Source organism: Pseudomonas sp. TE3-3-F2023 (assembly GCF_036784815.1).
GTDB classification, from domain to species: domain Bacteria; phylum Pseudomonadota; class Gammaproteobacteria; order Pseudomonadales; family Pseudomonadaceae; genus Aquipseudomonas; species Aquipseudomonas pudica.
The window spans coordinates 2,139,755-2,155,581 of sequence record NZ_CP145113.1 but is presented as its reverse complement, the minus strand read 5'-3'; the positions used below and the strand labels follow the sequence as shown (position 1 = coordinate 2,155,581).

Annotated in this window: 13 protein-coding genes; 5 read left to right on the top strand and 8 right to left on the bottom strand. The window is 64.3% G+C overall.

Going from position 1 to position 15,827, the window contains the following annotated elements; translation table 11 throughout:
* Positions 1–5 precede the first annotated feature (5 nt).
* A complete protein-coding gene (locus V3314_RS09815; RefSeq protein ID WP_338460175.1) occupies positions 6–1,073 on the bottom strand; it encodes a DUF2066 domain-containing protein in 1,068 nt (355 codons plus the stop codon).
* Between the two features lie 363 nt (positions 1,074–1,436).
* On the opposite strand from V3314_RS09815, the gene purM reads away from it, so the two are divergent.
* The 4 genes from purM to V3314_RS09795 all read left to right on the top strand — a co-directional run bounded on the left by purM (position 1,437) and on the right by V3314_RS09795 (position 4,278).
* The gene (purM, locus tag V3314_RS09810) at positions 1,437–2,495 is read left to right on the top strand and encodes a phosphoribosylformylglycinamidine cyclo-ligase (RefSeq protein ID WP_046616661.1); all 1,059 of its coding nucleotides are present in this window, start codon (positions 1,437–1,439) and stop codon (positions 2,493–2,495) included.
* On the top strand, positions 2,495–3,148 hold the full coding sequence (gene purN / locus V3314_RS09805; protein ID WP_046616660.1) for a phosphoribosylglycinamide formyltransferase: 654 nt from the start codon (positions 2,495–2,497) through the stop codon (positions 3,146–3,148). The genes purM and purN overlap by 1 nt, the downstream gene beginning before the upstream one ends.
* An 8-nt stretch (positions 3,149–3,156) precedes the next feature.
* The gene (locus V3314_RS09800) at positions 3,157–3,867 is read left to right on the top strand and encodes a DUF3108 domain-containing protein (RefSeq protein WP_338460174.1); all 711 of its coding nucleotides are present in this window, start codon (positions 3,157–3,159) and stop codon (positions 3,865–3,867) included.
* A 228-nt stretch (positions 3,868–4,095) separates the two neighbouring features.
* A complete protein-coding gene (locus V3314_RS09795; RefSeq protein ID WP_046616658.1) occupies positions 4,096–4,278 on the top strand; it encodes a hypothetical protein in 183 nt (60 codons plus the stop codon).
* A gap of 45 nt (positions 4,279–4,323) precedes the next feature.
* On the opposite strand, the gene V3314_RS09790 is transcribed toward V3314_RS09795, so the two are convergent.
* The 7 genes from V3314_RS09790 to V3314_RS09760 all read right to left on the bottom strand — a co-directional run bounded on the left by V3314_RS09790 (position 4,324) and on the right by V3314_RS09760 (position 12,736).
* Positions 4,324–4,863 carry a DUF2058 domain-containing protein gene (locus V3314_RS09790; RefSeq protein ID WP_046616657.1) on the bottom strand — a complete coding sequence of 180 codons (540 nt, stop codon included), beginning with the start codon at positions 4,861–4,863 and terminating at the stop codon, positions 4,324–4,326.
* A 26-nt stretch (positions 4,864–4,889) separates the two neighbouring features.
* Positions 4,890–5,723, bottom strand: coding sequence for a nucleoside triphosphate pyrophosphohydrolase (mazG, locus tag V3314_RS09785; RefSeq protein ID WP_338460173.1), 834 nt, complete (start codon positions 5,721–5,723; stop codon positions 4,890–4,892).
* A gap of 145 nt (positions 5,724–5,868) precedes the next feature.
* Positions 5,869–8,109 (bottom strand): GTP diphosphokinase, encoded by a 2,241-nt coding sequence (gene relA / locus V3314_RS09780; RefSeq protein ID WP_015269231.1) that lies wholly within the window; start codon positions 8,107–8,109, stop codon positions 5,869–5,871.
* 96 nt (positions 8,110–8,205) lie between these two features.
* Positions 8,206–9,564, bottom strand: coding sequence for a 23S rRNA (uracil(1939)-C(5))-methyltransferase RlmD (gene rlmD / locus V3314_RS09775; RefSeq protein ID WP_046616656.1), 1,359 nt, complete (start codon positions 9,562–9,564; stop codon positions 8,206–8,208).
* Positions 9,565–10,464, bottom strand: a complete 900-nt coding sequence (cysM, locus tag V3314_RS09770; RefSeq protein WP_023662461.1) for a cysteine synthase CysM — start codon at positions 10,462–10,464, stop codon at positions 9,565–9,567.
* Positions 10,465–10,621: 157 nt separating this feature from the next.
* Entirely contained in the window at positions 10,622–12,013 is a 1,392-nt protein-coding gene (locus tag V3314_RS09765; protein WP_338460172.1) for a sensor histidine kinase, read from the bottom strand.
* 3 nt (positions 12,014–12,016) lie between these two features.
* Entirely contained in the window at positions 12,017–12,736 is a 720-nt protein-coding gene (locus tag V3314_RS09760) for a response regulator transcription factor (protein ID WP_046616654.1), read from the bottom strand.
* A 193-nt stretch (positions 12,737–12,929) separates the two neighbouring features.
* On the opposite strand from V3314_RS09760, the gene V3314_RS09755 reads away from it, so the two are divergent.
* Positions 12,930–15,686, top strand: coding sequence for a response regulator (locus tag V3314_RS09755; RefSeq protein WP_046616653.1), 2,757 nt, complete (start codon positions 12,930–12,932; stop codon positions 15,684–15,686).
* Positions 15,687–15,827 lie beyond the last annotated feature (141 nt).

The following is a 15,827-nucleotide window of genomic DNA, read 5'->3' as shown; positions in this document are numbered from 1 at the left end:
TCCCCTTACCAGCGAAAACGCAAACCGTCGAACGGCTTGGGTGCTGGCTGGGCCGGCACTGGTTGCCCGGCGCCGGCAGCGTCTGCCGGAGCTGGAGGGGGCTGCACAGCGGGCGCCTGCTCTACCGACACTTCCTGCAGCTTGGCCAGGCCAAGCTGGGCGCGCAGCTGCTCGCGGTTGGCGGTCACGCCGTAGGTCAAGGTGCTGCCTTCAGCGACTTGCAGGCGCGGGCCAAAGGGTTCGAGCACGCGGGCCAGTTCGGCGTAGCGCTGCAGGTTCATCCCTTGCACTTGCACCTGCAACTGGCTGCTGGCGCCCGGGCGGGTGACGTAGCGCGGGGCCAGGCGGCTGCTGAGCGCCAGCATCACGGCGTCGGCCAACGCTGCCGGGTCGGCACCCTCGGCAGTACCTTGTTCACGCTGGTCGCCCAGCCACAGCTGCCATTTGCCTTGCCACTTGCCGTCGGCTTCCCGGGCATGCACTGCCAGCAAGGCATCCGCGCCGTAGCGCCCTGAGGCTTCACGCAGCGCCGCAGGGTCGCTGCCTTCGATCTGCTCGGCATTGGCCACCAGTTGCTCCTGCAGGTCGGCCAGCGGCAGGCGCAACGGCAGGCCGCGGTGCTGGGCGGCACGGCGCAGGGGTTGGGCACTGGCCTGGCCGTCACCGACCAGGTTGCTGCCTTCGACACTGTCGTTCAGCCACCAGCCAAGGATCGAGGGGCGGTTGCTGCCCCACAAGGCCAGGCCGGCCTTGCGCAAGGCCCGTTCGGTACTGCCAGGGTCGAACTCGACCAGCACCGACTCGGGTGGCCCGGCTTCGCTGGCGACCCGGTTGATGATTTGCTGCGGGTCCTTGCGCAGCCCGGCCAATGCCGGGCTTTGCGCTGCCTTGGGGTCGCCGGTAAGGCGCGTTACCAGGGTATCTAGGGCCTGGGCGGTAGCCGCGGCACGGGCTTCGGCGCCCTGCCCGGATACCGGTTCCCGCACCTGGTACAGGCCGGAGACGCTTTCAGCCTGGGCAGTGGCCGAGATCATGGCCAGGCAACCGACTGCCAGAATATTGAAGAGACGCATGGAGGATTCCTGTCCACTTACCGCAATGCCTATACCTTATACATGGGGGCGCAAGGTAACCAGTCGCGAGCATGAAAGATTGGTTGCGGAAATTGCCGGGGAGATGTGCTGGGTCTGACAGGTGTTCGCCGCAACAGGTTCAGCACCTGCGCGTGCATGGCGCAGCCCTTGTGGCGTACACCTCCGACTTTTTACCTATTTTCATGCCCTGCCCGTCGGCCTGAGGATGGCCGCTGCCCGGCAACCCTGATAAAATCGCGCGCCTTCACAGACCACTGACGTTTCAGGCAGCCGCCGCTTACCAGCCGGCCTTGGCCGTCATGGTCGTTTTTAAGAATCCCTCCCTCCTAAAGGCCTGGATCAATGAGCAAGCAACCCTCCCTGAGCTACAAGGACGCCGGTGTAGACATCGACGCCGGCGAAGCACTGGTCGAACGCATCAAGGGCGTGGCAAAACGCACCGCACGCCCTGAAGTCATGGGTGGCCTGGGCGGCTTCGGCGCCCTCTGCGAGATCCCGGCCGGCTACAAGCAGCCGGTGCTGGTCTCCGGCACCGACGGCGTCGGCACCAAGCTGCGCCTGGCACTGAACCTGAACAAGCACGACAGCATCGGCCAGGACCTGGTCGCCATGTGCGTCAACGACCTGGTAGTGTGCGGCGCCGAGCCGCTGTTCTTCCTCGACTACTATGCCACCGGCAAACTGAACGTCGACGTGGCCGCCACCGTGGTTACCGGCATCGGTGCCGGTTGCGAACTGGCCGGCTGCTCGCTGGTCGGCGGTGAAACCGCCGAAATGCCTGGCATGTACGAAGGCGAAGACTACGACCTGGCCGGCTTCTGCGTCGGCGTGGTGGAAAAGGCCGAGATCATCGACGGCTCCAAGGTTGCCACTGGTGACGCACTGATCGCCCTGCCGTCCTCTGGCCCGCATTCCAACGGCTACTCGCTGATCCGCAAGATCCTCGAAGTGTCCGCCACCGACATCGAGAACACCCAGCTGGACGGCAAGCCGCTGACCGACCTGCTGATGGCGCCGACCCGCATCTACGTCAAGCCGCTGCTGCAGCTGATCAAGAACACCGGCGCGGTCAAGGCCATGGCCCACATCACTGGCGGCGGCCTGCTGGACAACATCCCGCGCGTACTGCCGGCCAACGCCCAGGCGGTCATCGACGTGGCCAGCTGGCAGCGTCCGGCGGTGTTCGACTTCCTGCAGGAAAAAGGCAACGTCGACGAGCATGAAATGCACCGCGTGCTGAACTGCGGCGTCGGTATGGTCATCTGCGTGGCCCAGGATCAGGTAGAAGCTGCCCTGAACGAACTGCGCGCCGCTGGCGAGCAGCCATGGGTGATCGGCCACATCGCCGAAGCCGCCGAGGGCGCCGCCCAGGTCGACCTGCAGAACCTCAAGGCACACTGATGCCAAGCAATACCTGCAATGTAGTGGTACTGCTGTCGGGCTCCGGCAGCAACCTGCAAGCCCTGATCGACAGTTGCCAAGGCCAGGAAAGCCCGGTGCGCATCCGTGCGGTGGTTTCCAACCGCGCCGATGCCTACGGCCTGCAACGCGCCGCGGCGGCCGGCATCGACAGCGTCGTGCTCGAGCACACCCAGTTCGACGGGCGTGAAGCCTTCGATGCCGCGCTGATGGCGCGCATCGACGCTTTCGCCCCGGACCTGGTGGTGCTGGCCGGTTTCATGCGCATCCTAAGTGGCGACTTCGTGCGCCACTACCAGGGCCGCCTGCTCAACATCCACCCGTCGCTGCTGCCCAAATACAAGGGCCTGCATACCCACCGCCGGGCGCTGGAGGCAGGCGACGCCGAGCACGGCTGCAGCGTACACTTCGTTACTGAGGAACTCGATGGCGGCCCACTGGTCGTACAGGCTGTGGTACCGGTGGCGCCAGACGACACCGTTGAAAGCCTGGCCCAGCGGGTACACCGCCAGGAACACCTGATTTACCCGCTGGCGGTGCGCTGGTTCGCCGAAGGGCGCTTGCGCCTTGGCGAACAGGGTGCATTACTGGATGGCCAGCCCCTGGCGGCCAGCGGTCACTTGATTCGATCCTAGGAGAACTTATGCGTCGCGCCCTGCTCTTGGCTCTCGCCGTGCTCGCCCTGCCCCTCCAGGCAGCTGATCTGAAGCCTTTCTCGGCCAGCTATACCGCAGACTGGAAGCAACTGCCCATGAGCGGCACCGCCGAGCGCAGCCTGGTCAAGAATGCCAACGGTACCTGGGACCTTAACTTCAAGGCTTCCATGATGATCGCCAGCCTGACCGAGCAAAGCACCCTGCGTCTGGACAACGACACCCTGCTGCCGCAGAAATACCACTTCGAGCGTGGCGGCCTGGGCAAGGCCAAGAAAGTCGACCTGAGCTTCGACTGGAACAGCAAGAAGGTCACCGGCAGCGACCGTGGCGATGCCATCAGCCTGCCGCTGAACCGCGGCGTGCTGGACAAGTCGTCCTACCAGCTGGCCCTGCAGCATGACGTGGCCGCCGGCAAGAAGAGCATGACTTATCAGGTGGTCGACGGTGACGAGATCGACACCTACGACTTCCGGGTGCTGGGCACCGAAAGGGTCACTACCAAGACCGGCCAGGTCGATGCGGTGAAGGTCGAGCGCGTGCGCGACCCAAGCCAGAGCAAGCGCATCACCGAGCTGTGGTTCGCCAAGAACTGGGACTACCTGCTGGTGCAACTGCGCCAGGTCGAGACCGATGGCAAGGAATACGTGATCGTGTTGCAGGATGGCACGGTCGATGGCAAGCCGGTGAAGGGCAACTGAGCCAGCGCTGCCAGCAGTACCCGAAGCCCCGCCTTGTGCGGGGCTTTTTTCTGCCTGACGTTTCTGTCCAGTCTGTACCGGTCCTATCGCCGGCAAGCCCAGGCAATACACCTTCCAGCTTCATGAAACTTGTTTCATGCCCGTTTTATTTACTTAGCCTGCTAACAAACTCTATAAAGAGGTTGTGCGACACAGTGTCGCAGCCAACTGAAGCAGTGGAGTTTGACGATGACAGTCCAAGTAACCGAACGCGACGAATCGAAAATGTCCCACGAAGGCCTGGCCGCTGGTGTGCGGATCTGGGATGTGCACCAACAGGGCCAGCTGGTGGGGATGTTCCACAATGAACATGAAGCGCACCAGTACCGTACAGAGCTGGAAAACCTGGAAAACCAGCGCGCCTCGCAATGACCCACCTTCAAATGAAAAACCCCGCCAAGGCGGGGTTTTTCGTGCTTACCACATCAGATCATCAGGGATCTTGTAGGCCGCATACGGGTCGTCCTCGTCCGCTTCCTCGACATGGGTATTCAGCAACAGGATACGGCTGGGATCGCGCTCCTGGATCTTTACCGCCGCCTCACGAGGGATCACCTCGTAACCGCCGCCAAACGACACCACGGCCAGCGCGCCATTGCTCAGCTTGGTCCGCATCAGGGCATTGACAGCAATGCGCTTGACCTTCTTGTCGTCGACGAAGTTGTAGTAGTCCTCGGTGTTCAACTTCGGCAGGCGAGTCGCTTCGATCAACTGCTTGATCTGCGCGGCGCGGGCCTTCTGCTCGGCTTTTTCCTGCTGCTGGCGGTTCAGTTCCTGGTCACGCTTGGCTTTCTCGGCCATGGCTTCCTTGGCCATGCGCTGCTGGCTGTCGTCCACCTCGACCTGGCCTTTGTGCTCCAGGCGTTTCTGTTTCTTCTCGGCCTTGTTGGCCTGGGAAACCTGTTTCTGGTTGACCAGACCGGCTTTGAGCAGTTGGTCGCGAAGGGAAAGGCTCATGAATGTTCACTCACTTATGCAACAGCTCAGCCGCAGCTGGGCAGGTTCTTTTCCTGACGTTTGGCTTCACCCCAAAGGGCATCCAGTTCGTCAAGGTTACAATCTTCGATGGGTCGGCCACTGTCGCGCAATGCCTGTTCGATGAAGCGGAAACGCCGCTCGAACTTGCGGTTGGCACGGCGCAGGGCGTGTTCTGGGTCATGCTTGAGGTGGCGGGCCAGGTTCACGGCGGTAAACAGCAGGTCGCCGATTTCATCCTCGAGCGCATCGGCATCGCCGTCGGCCATGGCCTGCAGCACTTCGTCCAGCTCTTCGCGGACCTTGTCCAGCACCGGCAAAGCCGCAGGCCAGTCGAAACCGACCGTGGCTGCGCGCTTTTGCAGTTTGGCTGCCCGCGACAATGCCGGCAATGCCGCCGGTACGTCGTCGAGCAACGAGAGCTGTTCGGGCTGGCTCTTTTCCGCGCGTTCTTCGGCCTTGATCTCTTCCCAGCGCGACTTGACCTGGGCCTCGCTCAGGCTGGGAGTGTCCACCGGCGCATACAGCTCGCCGGTGGGGAACACATGCGGGTGACGGCGAATGAGCTTGCGGGTGATGCTGTCGACCACGCCGTCGAACTCGAAACGCCCTTCCTCACGTGCCAGCTGGCTGTAGTAGACCACCTGAAACAGCAGGTCGCCCAGCTCGCCTTGCAGGTGCTCGAAGTCACCACGCTCGATGGTGTCGGCAACCTCGTAGGCCTCTTCGATGGTGTGAGGGACGATGCTCGCGTAGTTCTGCTTCAGGTCCCACGGGCAGCCGTACTGCGGGTCACGCAGTCGGGCCATGAGGTGCAGCAGGTCTTCGAGGGTGTAGGTCATGGTCAGCTATTCCTTGGCGGGGGCTTTGCCCCCGATCGCCGGCAAGCCAGCTCCCACAGGTATTGCACAGGACTTGAGACCTGCGGGGTACCTGTAGGAGCTGGCTTGCCGGCGATGGGCCGCACAGCGGCCCCAATCCAGTTTATCAAGGGGTACGATTACGCCGCGTCTCGATGATGTTCGGCAACTGCGAGATCCGCCCCAGCAGGCGCCCCAGCGCATCCAGGCCTGGAATCTCGATGGTCAGCGACATCAGCGCGGTATTGTCTTCCTTGTTGGAGCGGGTGTTCACCGCCAGCACGTTGATCTTCTCGTTCAGCAGCACCTGCGATACATCGCGCAGCAAACCCGGGCGGTCGTAGGCACGGATGACGATGTCGACCGGGTAGGTCTGCACCGGGATCGGCCCCCAGCTGACCTGGATCATGCGCTCCGGCTCCTTGCCCGCCAACTGCAGCACCGAGGCGCAGTCCTGGCGGTGGATGCTCACGCCGCGGCCCTGGGTGATGTAGCCGACGATGGCGTCACCCGGCAGCGGCTGGCAGCAGCCGGCCATCTGCGTCAGCAGGTTGCCGACACCCTGGATCTGGATGTCACCACGCTTGCCGGTACGCGGCCCGGTAGGCTTGCGTGGTACCAGTTCGATCTGCTCGATGCGCTCGGGCTCAAGCAGCTGCTGGGCGGCGTTGACCAGGTGCGCCAGGCGCAGGTCGCCGGCACCGAGCGAGGCGAACATGTCTTCCGCGGTCTTGACGTTGGTCTTCTCGGCCAAGCGCTCGAAATCCACCTGCGGCAGGCCCAGGCGACTGAGCTCGCGTTCGAGCAAGGTCTTGCCGGCAGCGACGTTCTGGTCGCGTGCCTGCAGCTTGAACCAGTGCACGATCTTGGCCCGCGCCCGCGAGGTGGTGACATAGCCCAGGTTGGAGTTCAACCAGTCACGGCTGGGGTTGCCGTGCTTGCTGGTGATGATTTCGACCTGCTCGCCGGTCTGCAGGCTGTAGTTGAGGGGCACGATGCGCCCGTTGATCTTGGCGCCGCGGCAGTTGTGGCCGATTTCGGTGTGCACGCGGTAGGCGAAGTCCAGCGGCGTGGCACCCTTAGGCAGGTCGATGGCATGGCCGTCCGGGGTGAACACGTAGACCCGGTCCGGCTCGATGTCGACTCGCAACTGCTCGGCCAGGCCACCGATGTCGCCCAGCTCTTCGTGCCACTCCAGCACCTGGCGCAGCCAGGAAATCTTCTCTTCGTAATGGTTGGAACTGGACTTGACGTCGGTGCCCTTGTAGCGCCAGTGGGCGCAAACACCCAGCTCGGCTTCCTCGTGCATGCCGTGGGTACGGATCTGCACTTCCAGCACCTTGCCCTCGGGGCCGATCACCGCGGTGTGCAGCGAGCGATAGCCGTTCTCCTTGGGGTTGGCGATGTAGTCGTCGAACTCCTTGGGGATATGCCGCCACAGGGTGTGCACGATGCCCAGCGCGGTGTAGCAGTCGCGGATTTCCGGCACCAGCACGCGTACCGCGCGCACATCGTAGATCTGGCTGAATTCCAGGCCTTTGCGCTGCATCTTGCGCCAGATCGAATAGATATGTTTCGCCCGGCCGCTGATGTCGGCCTTGACGCCAGTGGCCAGCAACTCGTTCTGCAGCTGGTTCATCACCTCGCTGATGAAGCGCTCGCGGTCCAGCCGGCGCTCGTGCAGCAGCTTGGCAATCTGTTTGTACTGGTCGGGCTCAAGGTAGCGGAAGGACAGGTCTTCCAGCTCCCACTTGATGTGGCCGATACCCAGGCGGTGGGCCAGTGGCGCATAGATGTCGAACACTTCGCGCGCGACGCGCAGGCGTTTCTCGTCGTCGGCGGCCTTGACCGCACGGATCGCGCAGGTGCGCTCGGCCAACTTGATCAGCGCCACGCGCACGTCGTCGACCATGGCCACGAGCATCTTGCGCAGGTTCTCGACCTGCGCCTGCGAACCCAGCACCAGCGATTGGCGCGGGCTGAGGCTGGCGCTGATCGCAGCCATGCGCAGCACACCGTCGATCAGCTTGGACACCACCGGGCCGAAGCGCTGGCTGACCTCGGCCAGGGTCACCTTGCCCTCGCGCACCGAGCGGTAGATGACCGCCGCCACCAGGGAATCCTGGTCGAGCTTGAGGTCGGCGAGGATTTCGGCGATCTCCAGGCCCGCCTGGAAGCTGGACGTACCGTCCGCCCAGGAATGCTTGGCCGGGTTGCCCTTTTTCTCGACTTCATGGGCAAACTCGCAGGCCTCTTTCAGCGCTGCGCGATCCAGTGCCGAATCGACGCTTACCACATGGTCCAACCATGCTTCGAGATTGATACTGCCGTCGGTATTGACCGGCTGGTGCACTCTCACCTGTACCATCTTTGTTTTACCTTTCCATACAGCGCACCACGCGGGTGCGCTGGCGATCACCGTGCGGCCACCCTTCCGTGAAAGCCGCACCAAGGGGCCAGTCAGCTAGCCCGCTTCGAATAACGCCATGGCCTCGACATGCGCCGTCTGAGGAAACATGTCGAGAATCCCGGCCCTTTTTAACCGGTACCCCTGGCCGACCAGCACCTGGGCGTCTCGCGCCAGCGTGGCCGGGTTGCACGATACATAGACCAGTCTTCTGGCCTTGAGGCGGGCGATGCCTTGCACCACCTCGAAAGCACCGTCGCGCGGTGGATCCAAGAGTACCGCAGAAAAGCCCTCGGCGGCCCATCCGGCGCCCGCCAAAGGCTGCGATAAATCGGCCTGAAAAAACCGTGCGTTATGCACATTGTTGTTCCGGGCATTGGCTGCGGCCCGATCGACCATGGCCTGCACACCTTCGACTGCAACCACCTCACGCGCCTGCCGGGCCAGGGGCAGGGCGAAGTTGCCCAGGCCGCAGAACAGGTCCAGCACGCGCTCATCGGCCTGAGGTGCGAGCCAGGCCAGGGCCTGCTCGATCATCGCCGTGTTGACCTGGGCATTTACCTGCACGAAGTCACCTGGGCGCCAGGCCAGTTCCAGCTGCCAGGGCGCCAGGGCAAAGCCCAGTTGCGCGGCCGGGTCCACTGGTGCCGGCTCACCTTCGCCCTGCAGCCACAGCTGGGCATTGGCTTGCTGGCAGAACGCCTGGAGCCTGGCCTGGTCTTCAGCCGGCAACGGCGCAACATGGCGCACCAGCAGCGCTTCGGCAGTGCCGCTGAACAGCTCCACATGGCCCAGCGCCTGCGGCTTGCTCAGCGAGCGCAGCACGGTCGGCAAGTGGCGCAGAATCGATTGCAAGGGCTGTACCAGCACCGCGCAATCGTCGATGGCAATGATGTCCTGGCTGGCTTCGGCACGGAAGCCGACCTCCAGCTGACGCGCCTTGGCGTCCCAGCGCACGGCCACGCGGGCACGGCGCCGGTAGCCGAACTCCGGCCCGCTCAGCGGTGCAGCCCATTCCTCGGGCTGCACGCCGGCCACCCGCTGCAGTTGCTCGGCCAGGGTGCGCTGCTTGAGCGCCAGCTGCGCTTCGTGCGGCAGGTGCTGCAGGTTGCAGCCACCGCAGCGCTCGTAATACCGGCACGGTGCCTGACGGCGCTCGGGGCTGGCCTGCAGCAGGCGCTCCAGGCGAGCCTCGACCACTTTGCCACGGGCATTGAGCACCCGCGCTTCCACGGCCTCGCCGGCCAGGGCGCCACTGACGAACCAGGTGCGCCCTTCGTGGAAGGCAATGCCCCGCCCGTCACCGGCCAGGCGCTCGATTTCCAGGCGCTGCTTCTTGCCGACCGGGACCTGGGGGCTGCGGTTGCCGCCGGCCGGCTGGAAGCGCAGGCCGCTGTTGCTTTTCTTCTTGGACATTTAGCTCGGGTCGAACAGGCCGGTGGACAGGTAACGGTCGCCGCGGTCGCAGATGATCGCGACCATCGTGGCATTTTCCACCTCACGGGACAGGCGCAGCATGGCCGCGACTGCACCACCGGAAGACACGCCGCAGAAAATGCCCTCTTCACGGGCAAGGCGGCGGGTGGTTTCCTCGGCTTCCTGCTGCGACATGTCGACCACGCGGTCGACACGGCTGGCGTCGAAGATTTTCGGCAGGTATTCCTCCGGCCAGCGGCGGATGCCCGGAATGGCCGAGCCTTCCATGGGTTGCAGGCCGATGATCTGCACCGCCGGGTTCTGTTCCTTGAGGTACTGCGAGCAGCCCATGATGGTACCGGTGGTACCCATGGAGCTGACGAAATGGGTGATGGTGCCCTGGGTCTGCTGCCAGATTTCGGGGCCGGTACTGTTGTAATGGGCGATGGGGTTGTCGCCGTTGGCAAACTGGTCCAGCACCAGGCCGCGGCCTTCGGCCTGCAGCTTCTCGGCCAGGTCACGGGCACCTTCCATGCCCTCTTCCTTGGTCACCAGGATCAGCTCGGCACCGTAGGCGGTCATGGCGGCCTTGCGCTCGGCGGTGGAGTTGTCGGGCATGATCAGGATCATCTTGTAGCCCTTGATCGCCGCAGCCATCGCCAGGGCGATGCCGGTGTTGCCGGAGGTGGCTTCGATCAGGGTGTCGCCGGGCTTGATCTGGCCGCGCAGTTCGGCGCGGGTGATCATCGACAGTGCCGGGCGGTCCTTCACCGAGCCGGCGGGATTGTTACCTTCGAGCTTGAGCAGAAGGGTATTGCTGGTTTCGCCAGCGATACGCTGCAGGCGAACCAGGGGCGTATTGCCGACGCAATCGGCGATGGTTGGGTACTGCAAGGTCATGGCGTATTTCACAATCCGGACGGCAGGGGTGCCTATCATACCGGCAAACCCTTCCCGGCCATATCACGCAATCTGTGGTGGATATAGCTACAAGCTATATCAATAGCCTGTACGGCCCTTCGCGGGTGAACCTGTTCCCACAAGGACTTCACTGGCCTCAAGAGTAGTGATGAACCTGTGGGAGCGGGTTCACCCGCGAAGGGGCCGGCACATGTAATGGCAAGCGCATCCACAACCGCAGCCCGCGTTTGCCATTCTGCGCCCACAAGGTGCCCCCCTGGCGCTGGATGGCACTGCGGGCGATGCTCAGTCCCAGCCCGAACCCGCCGTCCCCGGGCCGCGAACCGTCCAGCCGCGAGAACGGTGCGAAGATCCGCTCCAGGTCTTCTTCAGCCACGCCACCGCCTTCGTCTTCCAGCCACAACCGCCAGTACCCGCCGTCACGCTGCCCACCGAGGCGCACCACACCATCGGCCGGCGAATGACGAATGGCATTGCGTAACAGGTTCTCCAGCGCCTGGGCCAGGTGGTTCAGGTTGCCCTGCACCCAACAGTCGGTCGGCACTTCGCAGCGCAGCCGCGCCAGCGACCAGCCGCTTTCGTAGCTGGCATTCTCGGCCAGCAGCTCCCACAGCGCCTGCACCTCGATCGGCTCCAGGTTCATCGGCGCACGTTCGGCGTCCTGCCAGGCCAGTTGCAGGGTGTCCTCGACCAGCTGCTGCATGCAGTCCACCTCCCGCGTCAGGCGTTCACGCAGGCGCTGCAGGTCGGTTTCGCCATCGCAGGCCACCCGCAGCCGGCTGAGTGGCGTACGCATTTCGTGGGACAGGTCACGCAGCAACTGCTGCTGCATGGCTACCGTGCCCTGCAGCCGCTCGGCCATCTGGTCGAAGGCTCGGGCAAGTTCACCCAGCTCGTCATGCCGGGCGATGGTGCGTGGGTCGAGGCGAGCCGACAACTGGTCGGCGCGCCAGGCATTTGCCTGCTCGCGCAACTGGTTCAACGGCACGATCAGCATGCGGTAAAGGCCCACGCACAACAGCAGGGTGAACAGGCCGGGGATGATGCCGTTGGTGACGATGCGCCACAGCATGCGGTACTGGCCGGGGTTGAAGCGCTGCGGCAGTTCGATCACCAGCATGCCCTGCTCCGGAGCCCCCGGAAACGGTATGCGCAGCCACGGCTGCTCGACGCTGCGCCGGCTCATCGGCCAGTCGACACCGCGCAGGCGGGTCAGCCGCTGCATGGTCTGCGGGTCGAGGCTGGCGCTGTCCAGCGGCCGCAGGTTGAGGTCGAGCACGCCAACCCAGCCGCGTTCGCGCTGGTGCATCGCCGCCACCCAACGGTCCAGCCCTGCCCGCCCACCACTGCGCCAGGCCTGCTCGGCCTCGGCAGCATAGCCACGCAAGGCCTGCCGCGCCGGTTCCGAGAGGAAGGCGTTCTGGGTTTCCATGTGGCGGCCCCAGGTGTAGCTGAGGCCGATCATCAGCAGGCAGAAGCCCACCAACAGGATCGCCAGCTTCCAGAACAGCGAATGGCGGTCGAGCATGGGTCACTCCGCCTCGCTGGCGCTGAGTACGTAGCCCTTGCCCCACACGGTGCGGATCTGCCGTTCGTGATAGCCGATGCCCTTGAGCTTGCGGCGGATCTGGCTGACGTGCATGTCCAGGCTGCGGTCGTGCCGCGAATAGCCTCGCTGCAGCACTTGCTGGTAGAGGAACGGCTTGCTCAGCACTTCGTCGAGGTTGCGATTGAGGATGTCGAGCAGGCGGTATTCACTGGGAGTCAGGCCGGCCAGGCGACCCTCCAGGCGCACATCGTACAGTGCCTCGTCGTATTGCAATTCGCCGCTGCCGGCACGCACCTGCGGGGTTTGATGGCGCCGCTCGAGGGCCACGCGGCGCAGGATGGCCTCGATGCGTACCTGCAGCTCGGCCATGCTGAACGGCTTGGGCAGGTAGTCGTCGGCGCCGCGCTGGAAACCGCTGATGCGGTCGGCCTCGGCGCCCAGCGCCGACATCAGGATCACCGGCGTGGCGCTGCGCTTGCGCAACTGCGCGAGGGCATCCAGACCGTTGAGCCCTGGCAGCAGGATGTCCATGAGCACCACGTCGAAAGCCTGGCGCCCCGCCGTTTCCAGGCCCTCCAGGCCATTGCGGCACCAGGTCACCTGGAAACCGCCGCGCTGCAGCTCTTCGTGCAGGTAGGCACCCAGGACCGGGTCATCCTCGATGGCAAGAATATTGGAGTTGTGAATAGCTACAGGATTCATTGGCAACTGCCATGCATTCTCAATTGCGCAATTATTGAGTATCCAGCGCCTGCCAGGCAACCGCCCTGCGACCAATGCCCCTGCGAGGGCGCAAAACACGTACTAAAGAGGTGCAATAGCGCGGCAGGCGGAGTAACTTCCCGGCTTGGCCGTCATCGCTTGACGGCGTCCAGGCACATCACAGGAGGCGAGTGTGCTCGATCGCTTGGGAATTCGCAGCCGGGTCCTGCTGCTGGCCCTGCTGCCGGCCGGCCTGATGGCCCTGGTGCTGGGTAGTTACTTTACCTGGCTGCAACAGAACGACCTGCGCACCCAGCTGCTGCAACGCGGCAAGATGATCGCCGAGCAACTGGCGCCGCTGGCCGCGCCCGCCATGGCCAAGCTGGCACCGGCGCAACTTGAGCGCATTGCCGCACAAACCCTGGAGCAGGCCGATGTGCGCGCAGTCGCCTTCCTGGCCCCGGACCGCACGCGCCTGGCCCACGCCGGCCCGAGCATGCTCAACCAGCCGCCCAGCGGCGGTACCGGCACCCAGCTGCTGCAACGCAGCGGCAATGACGCCACCCGCTACCTGATGCCGGTGTTCGGCCACCATCGCGACCTGGCCACCGATGCCGTGCCGGCCGAAGCCGAACGCCTGCTGGGCTGGGTCGAAATCGAGCTGTCCCACGACGGCACCCTGCTGCGCGGCTATCGCAACCTGTTCACCAGCCTGCTGCTGATCCTCGCCTGCCTGGTGCTCAGCGGCCTGCTGGCACTGCGCATGAGCCGCACCATCAACGACCCGATCAAGCGCATCAAGCACGCAGTCAACCAGCTAAAGGACGGCCACCTCGAGGAACGCCTGCCCGCCATGGGCAGCCATGAGCTGGACGAACTGGCGCGCGGCATCAACCGCATGGCCGAAACCCTGCACAATGCCCACGAAGAGCTGCAGCACAGCATCGACCAGGCCACCGAGGACGTGCGCCAGAACCTGGAAACCATCGAGATCCAGAACATCGAGCTGGACATGGCGCGCAAGGAAGCCCTAGAGGCCAGCCGCATCAAGTCGGAATTCCTGGCCAACATGAGCCACGAAATCCGCACCCCGCTCAACGGCATCCTCGGTTTCACCCACCTGCTGCAGAAAAGCGAGCTGACACCGCGCCAGCTGGACTACCTGAGCACCATCGAGAAGTCCGCCGACAACCTGCTGGGGATCATCAACGAGATTCTCGACTTCTCCAAGATCGAGGCCGGCAAGCTGGTGCTCGACAGCATCCCGTTCAACCTGCGCGATCTGATCCAGGACACCCTGACCATCCTCGCCCCGGCTGCCCACGCCAAGCAGCTGGAGCTGCTCAGCCTGATCTACCGCGATACTCCATCGTCGCTGATCGGCGACCCGTTGCGCCTCAAGCAGATCCTTACCAACCTGGTCAGCAACGCCATCAAGTTCACCCGCGAAGGCACCATCGTCGTACGCGCCATGCTCGAAGACGAGCACGAAGACAGTGCGCAGCTGCGCATCAGCGTACAGGACACCGGCATCGGTCTGTCGCCGCAGGATGTGCGGACACTGTTCCAGGCCTTCAGCCAGGCCGACAATTCGCTGGCCCGACAGCCGGGAGGCACAGGCCTGGGGCTGGTGATTTCCAAGCGCCTGATCGAGCAGATGGGCGGCGAAATCGGCGTCGACAGCACCCCGGGCGAGGGTTCGCAGTTCTGGATCAGCCTCAACCTGCCCAAGGCCGACGACGGTGTCGAGGAACTACCGCTGCAACCGCTGCTGGGCCGCCGCGCAGCCATCGTCGATGGCCACGAACTGGCGCGCCAGGCGTTGGAACACCAGTTGGAAGACTGCGGCCTCAGCGTCAGCCTGTTCGCCTCCTACGACCAGCTGCTGCAGGGCGTGCAGGCCGCCAACCAGGCCGGCCTGCCGTTCGAGTTCGCCGTGCTCGGGGCCAACCTTGGCAACCTGTCGCCCGAGCAGCTGGGCCATTACCACCAGCAGCTCGAGCGCTACCATTGCCAGTGCGTGGTGCTGTGCCCGACCACCGAGCAAGCGCTGTACCACCCGCACCTGCCCAACGGCCATGGCCAGTTGCTGTCCAAGCCGACCTGCACGCGCAAACTGCGCCGCCTGTTGCTGGAGCTGGTGCAACCACGCCGTCCGCAGGGCGAGGTGAACAGCGTCAACGGCCAGCGCCAGCCGAAGATCCTCTGCGTCGACGACAACCCCGCCAACCTGCTGCTGGTCCAGACCCTGCTGGAAGACCTGGGCGCCGAGGTGCTGGCCGTCGACAACGGCTATGCGGCTGTGCAGGCGGTGCAGGACGAGCCGTTCGATCTGGTGCTTATGGATGTGCAGATGCCCGGCATGGACGGCCGCGCCTGCACCGAGCAGATCCGCCTGTGGGAAAACACCCAAAGCGGCAACCCGCTGCCGATCGTCGCCCTCACCGCCCACGCCATGGCCAACGAGAAGCGCGCGTTGCTGCACGGTGGCATGGACGACTACCTGACCAAGCCGATCAGTGAACGGCAGTTGGCCCAGGTGGTGATGAAATGGACCGGCCTGAGCCTGGGCGCGCCGCAGCAGGAACGCCTGGCCGAGCAACTGGCCAATGGTGATGACCTGAAGGTGCTGGACCCCGAGGAAGGCCTGCGCCTGGCCGCCGGCAAGGCGGACCTGGCGGCGGATATGCTGAGCATGCTGCTGACATCGCTGGAAGCCGACCGCGAAGCCATACGCGCTGCCCGCGAGGCCAACGACCGCAACGGCCTTATCGAACAGGTGCACCGCCTGAATGGCGCCTCGCGTTATTGCGGAGTACCGCAGTTGCGGGCCGCGTGTCAGCGCAGCGAAACCTTGCTCAAGCAGGAAAACCCGCTGGCTCAGCAGGCACTGGACGAACTGGATGCGGCAATCAACCGCTTGGCGGCGCAGGCCAGATTGAGCGCCTGAAGCCCGAGTACATTCTTTGTAGGAGCAGCGTTGTGCTGCGAAGAGGCCAGTACAGGCGATACATTAACGGCCGCCTCCACCGACCTCTTCGCAGCACAAGGCTGCTCCTACAAAGAAATTACCTGGCCGGCATGGATCAAT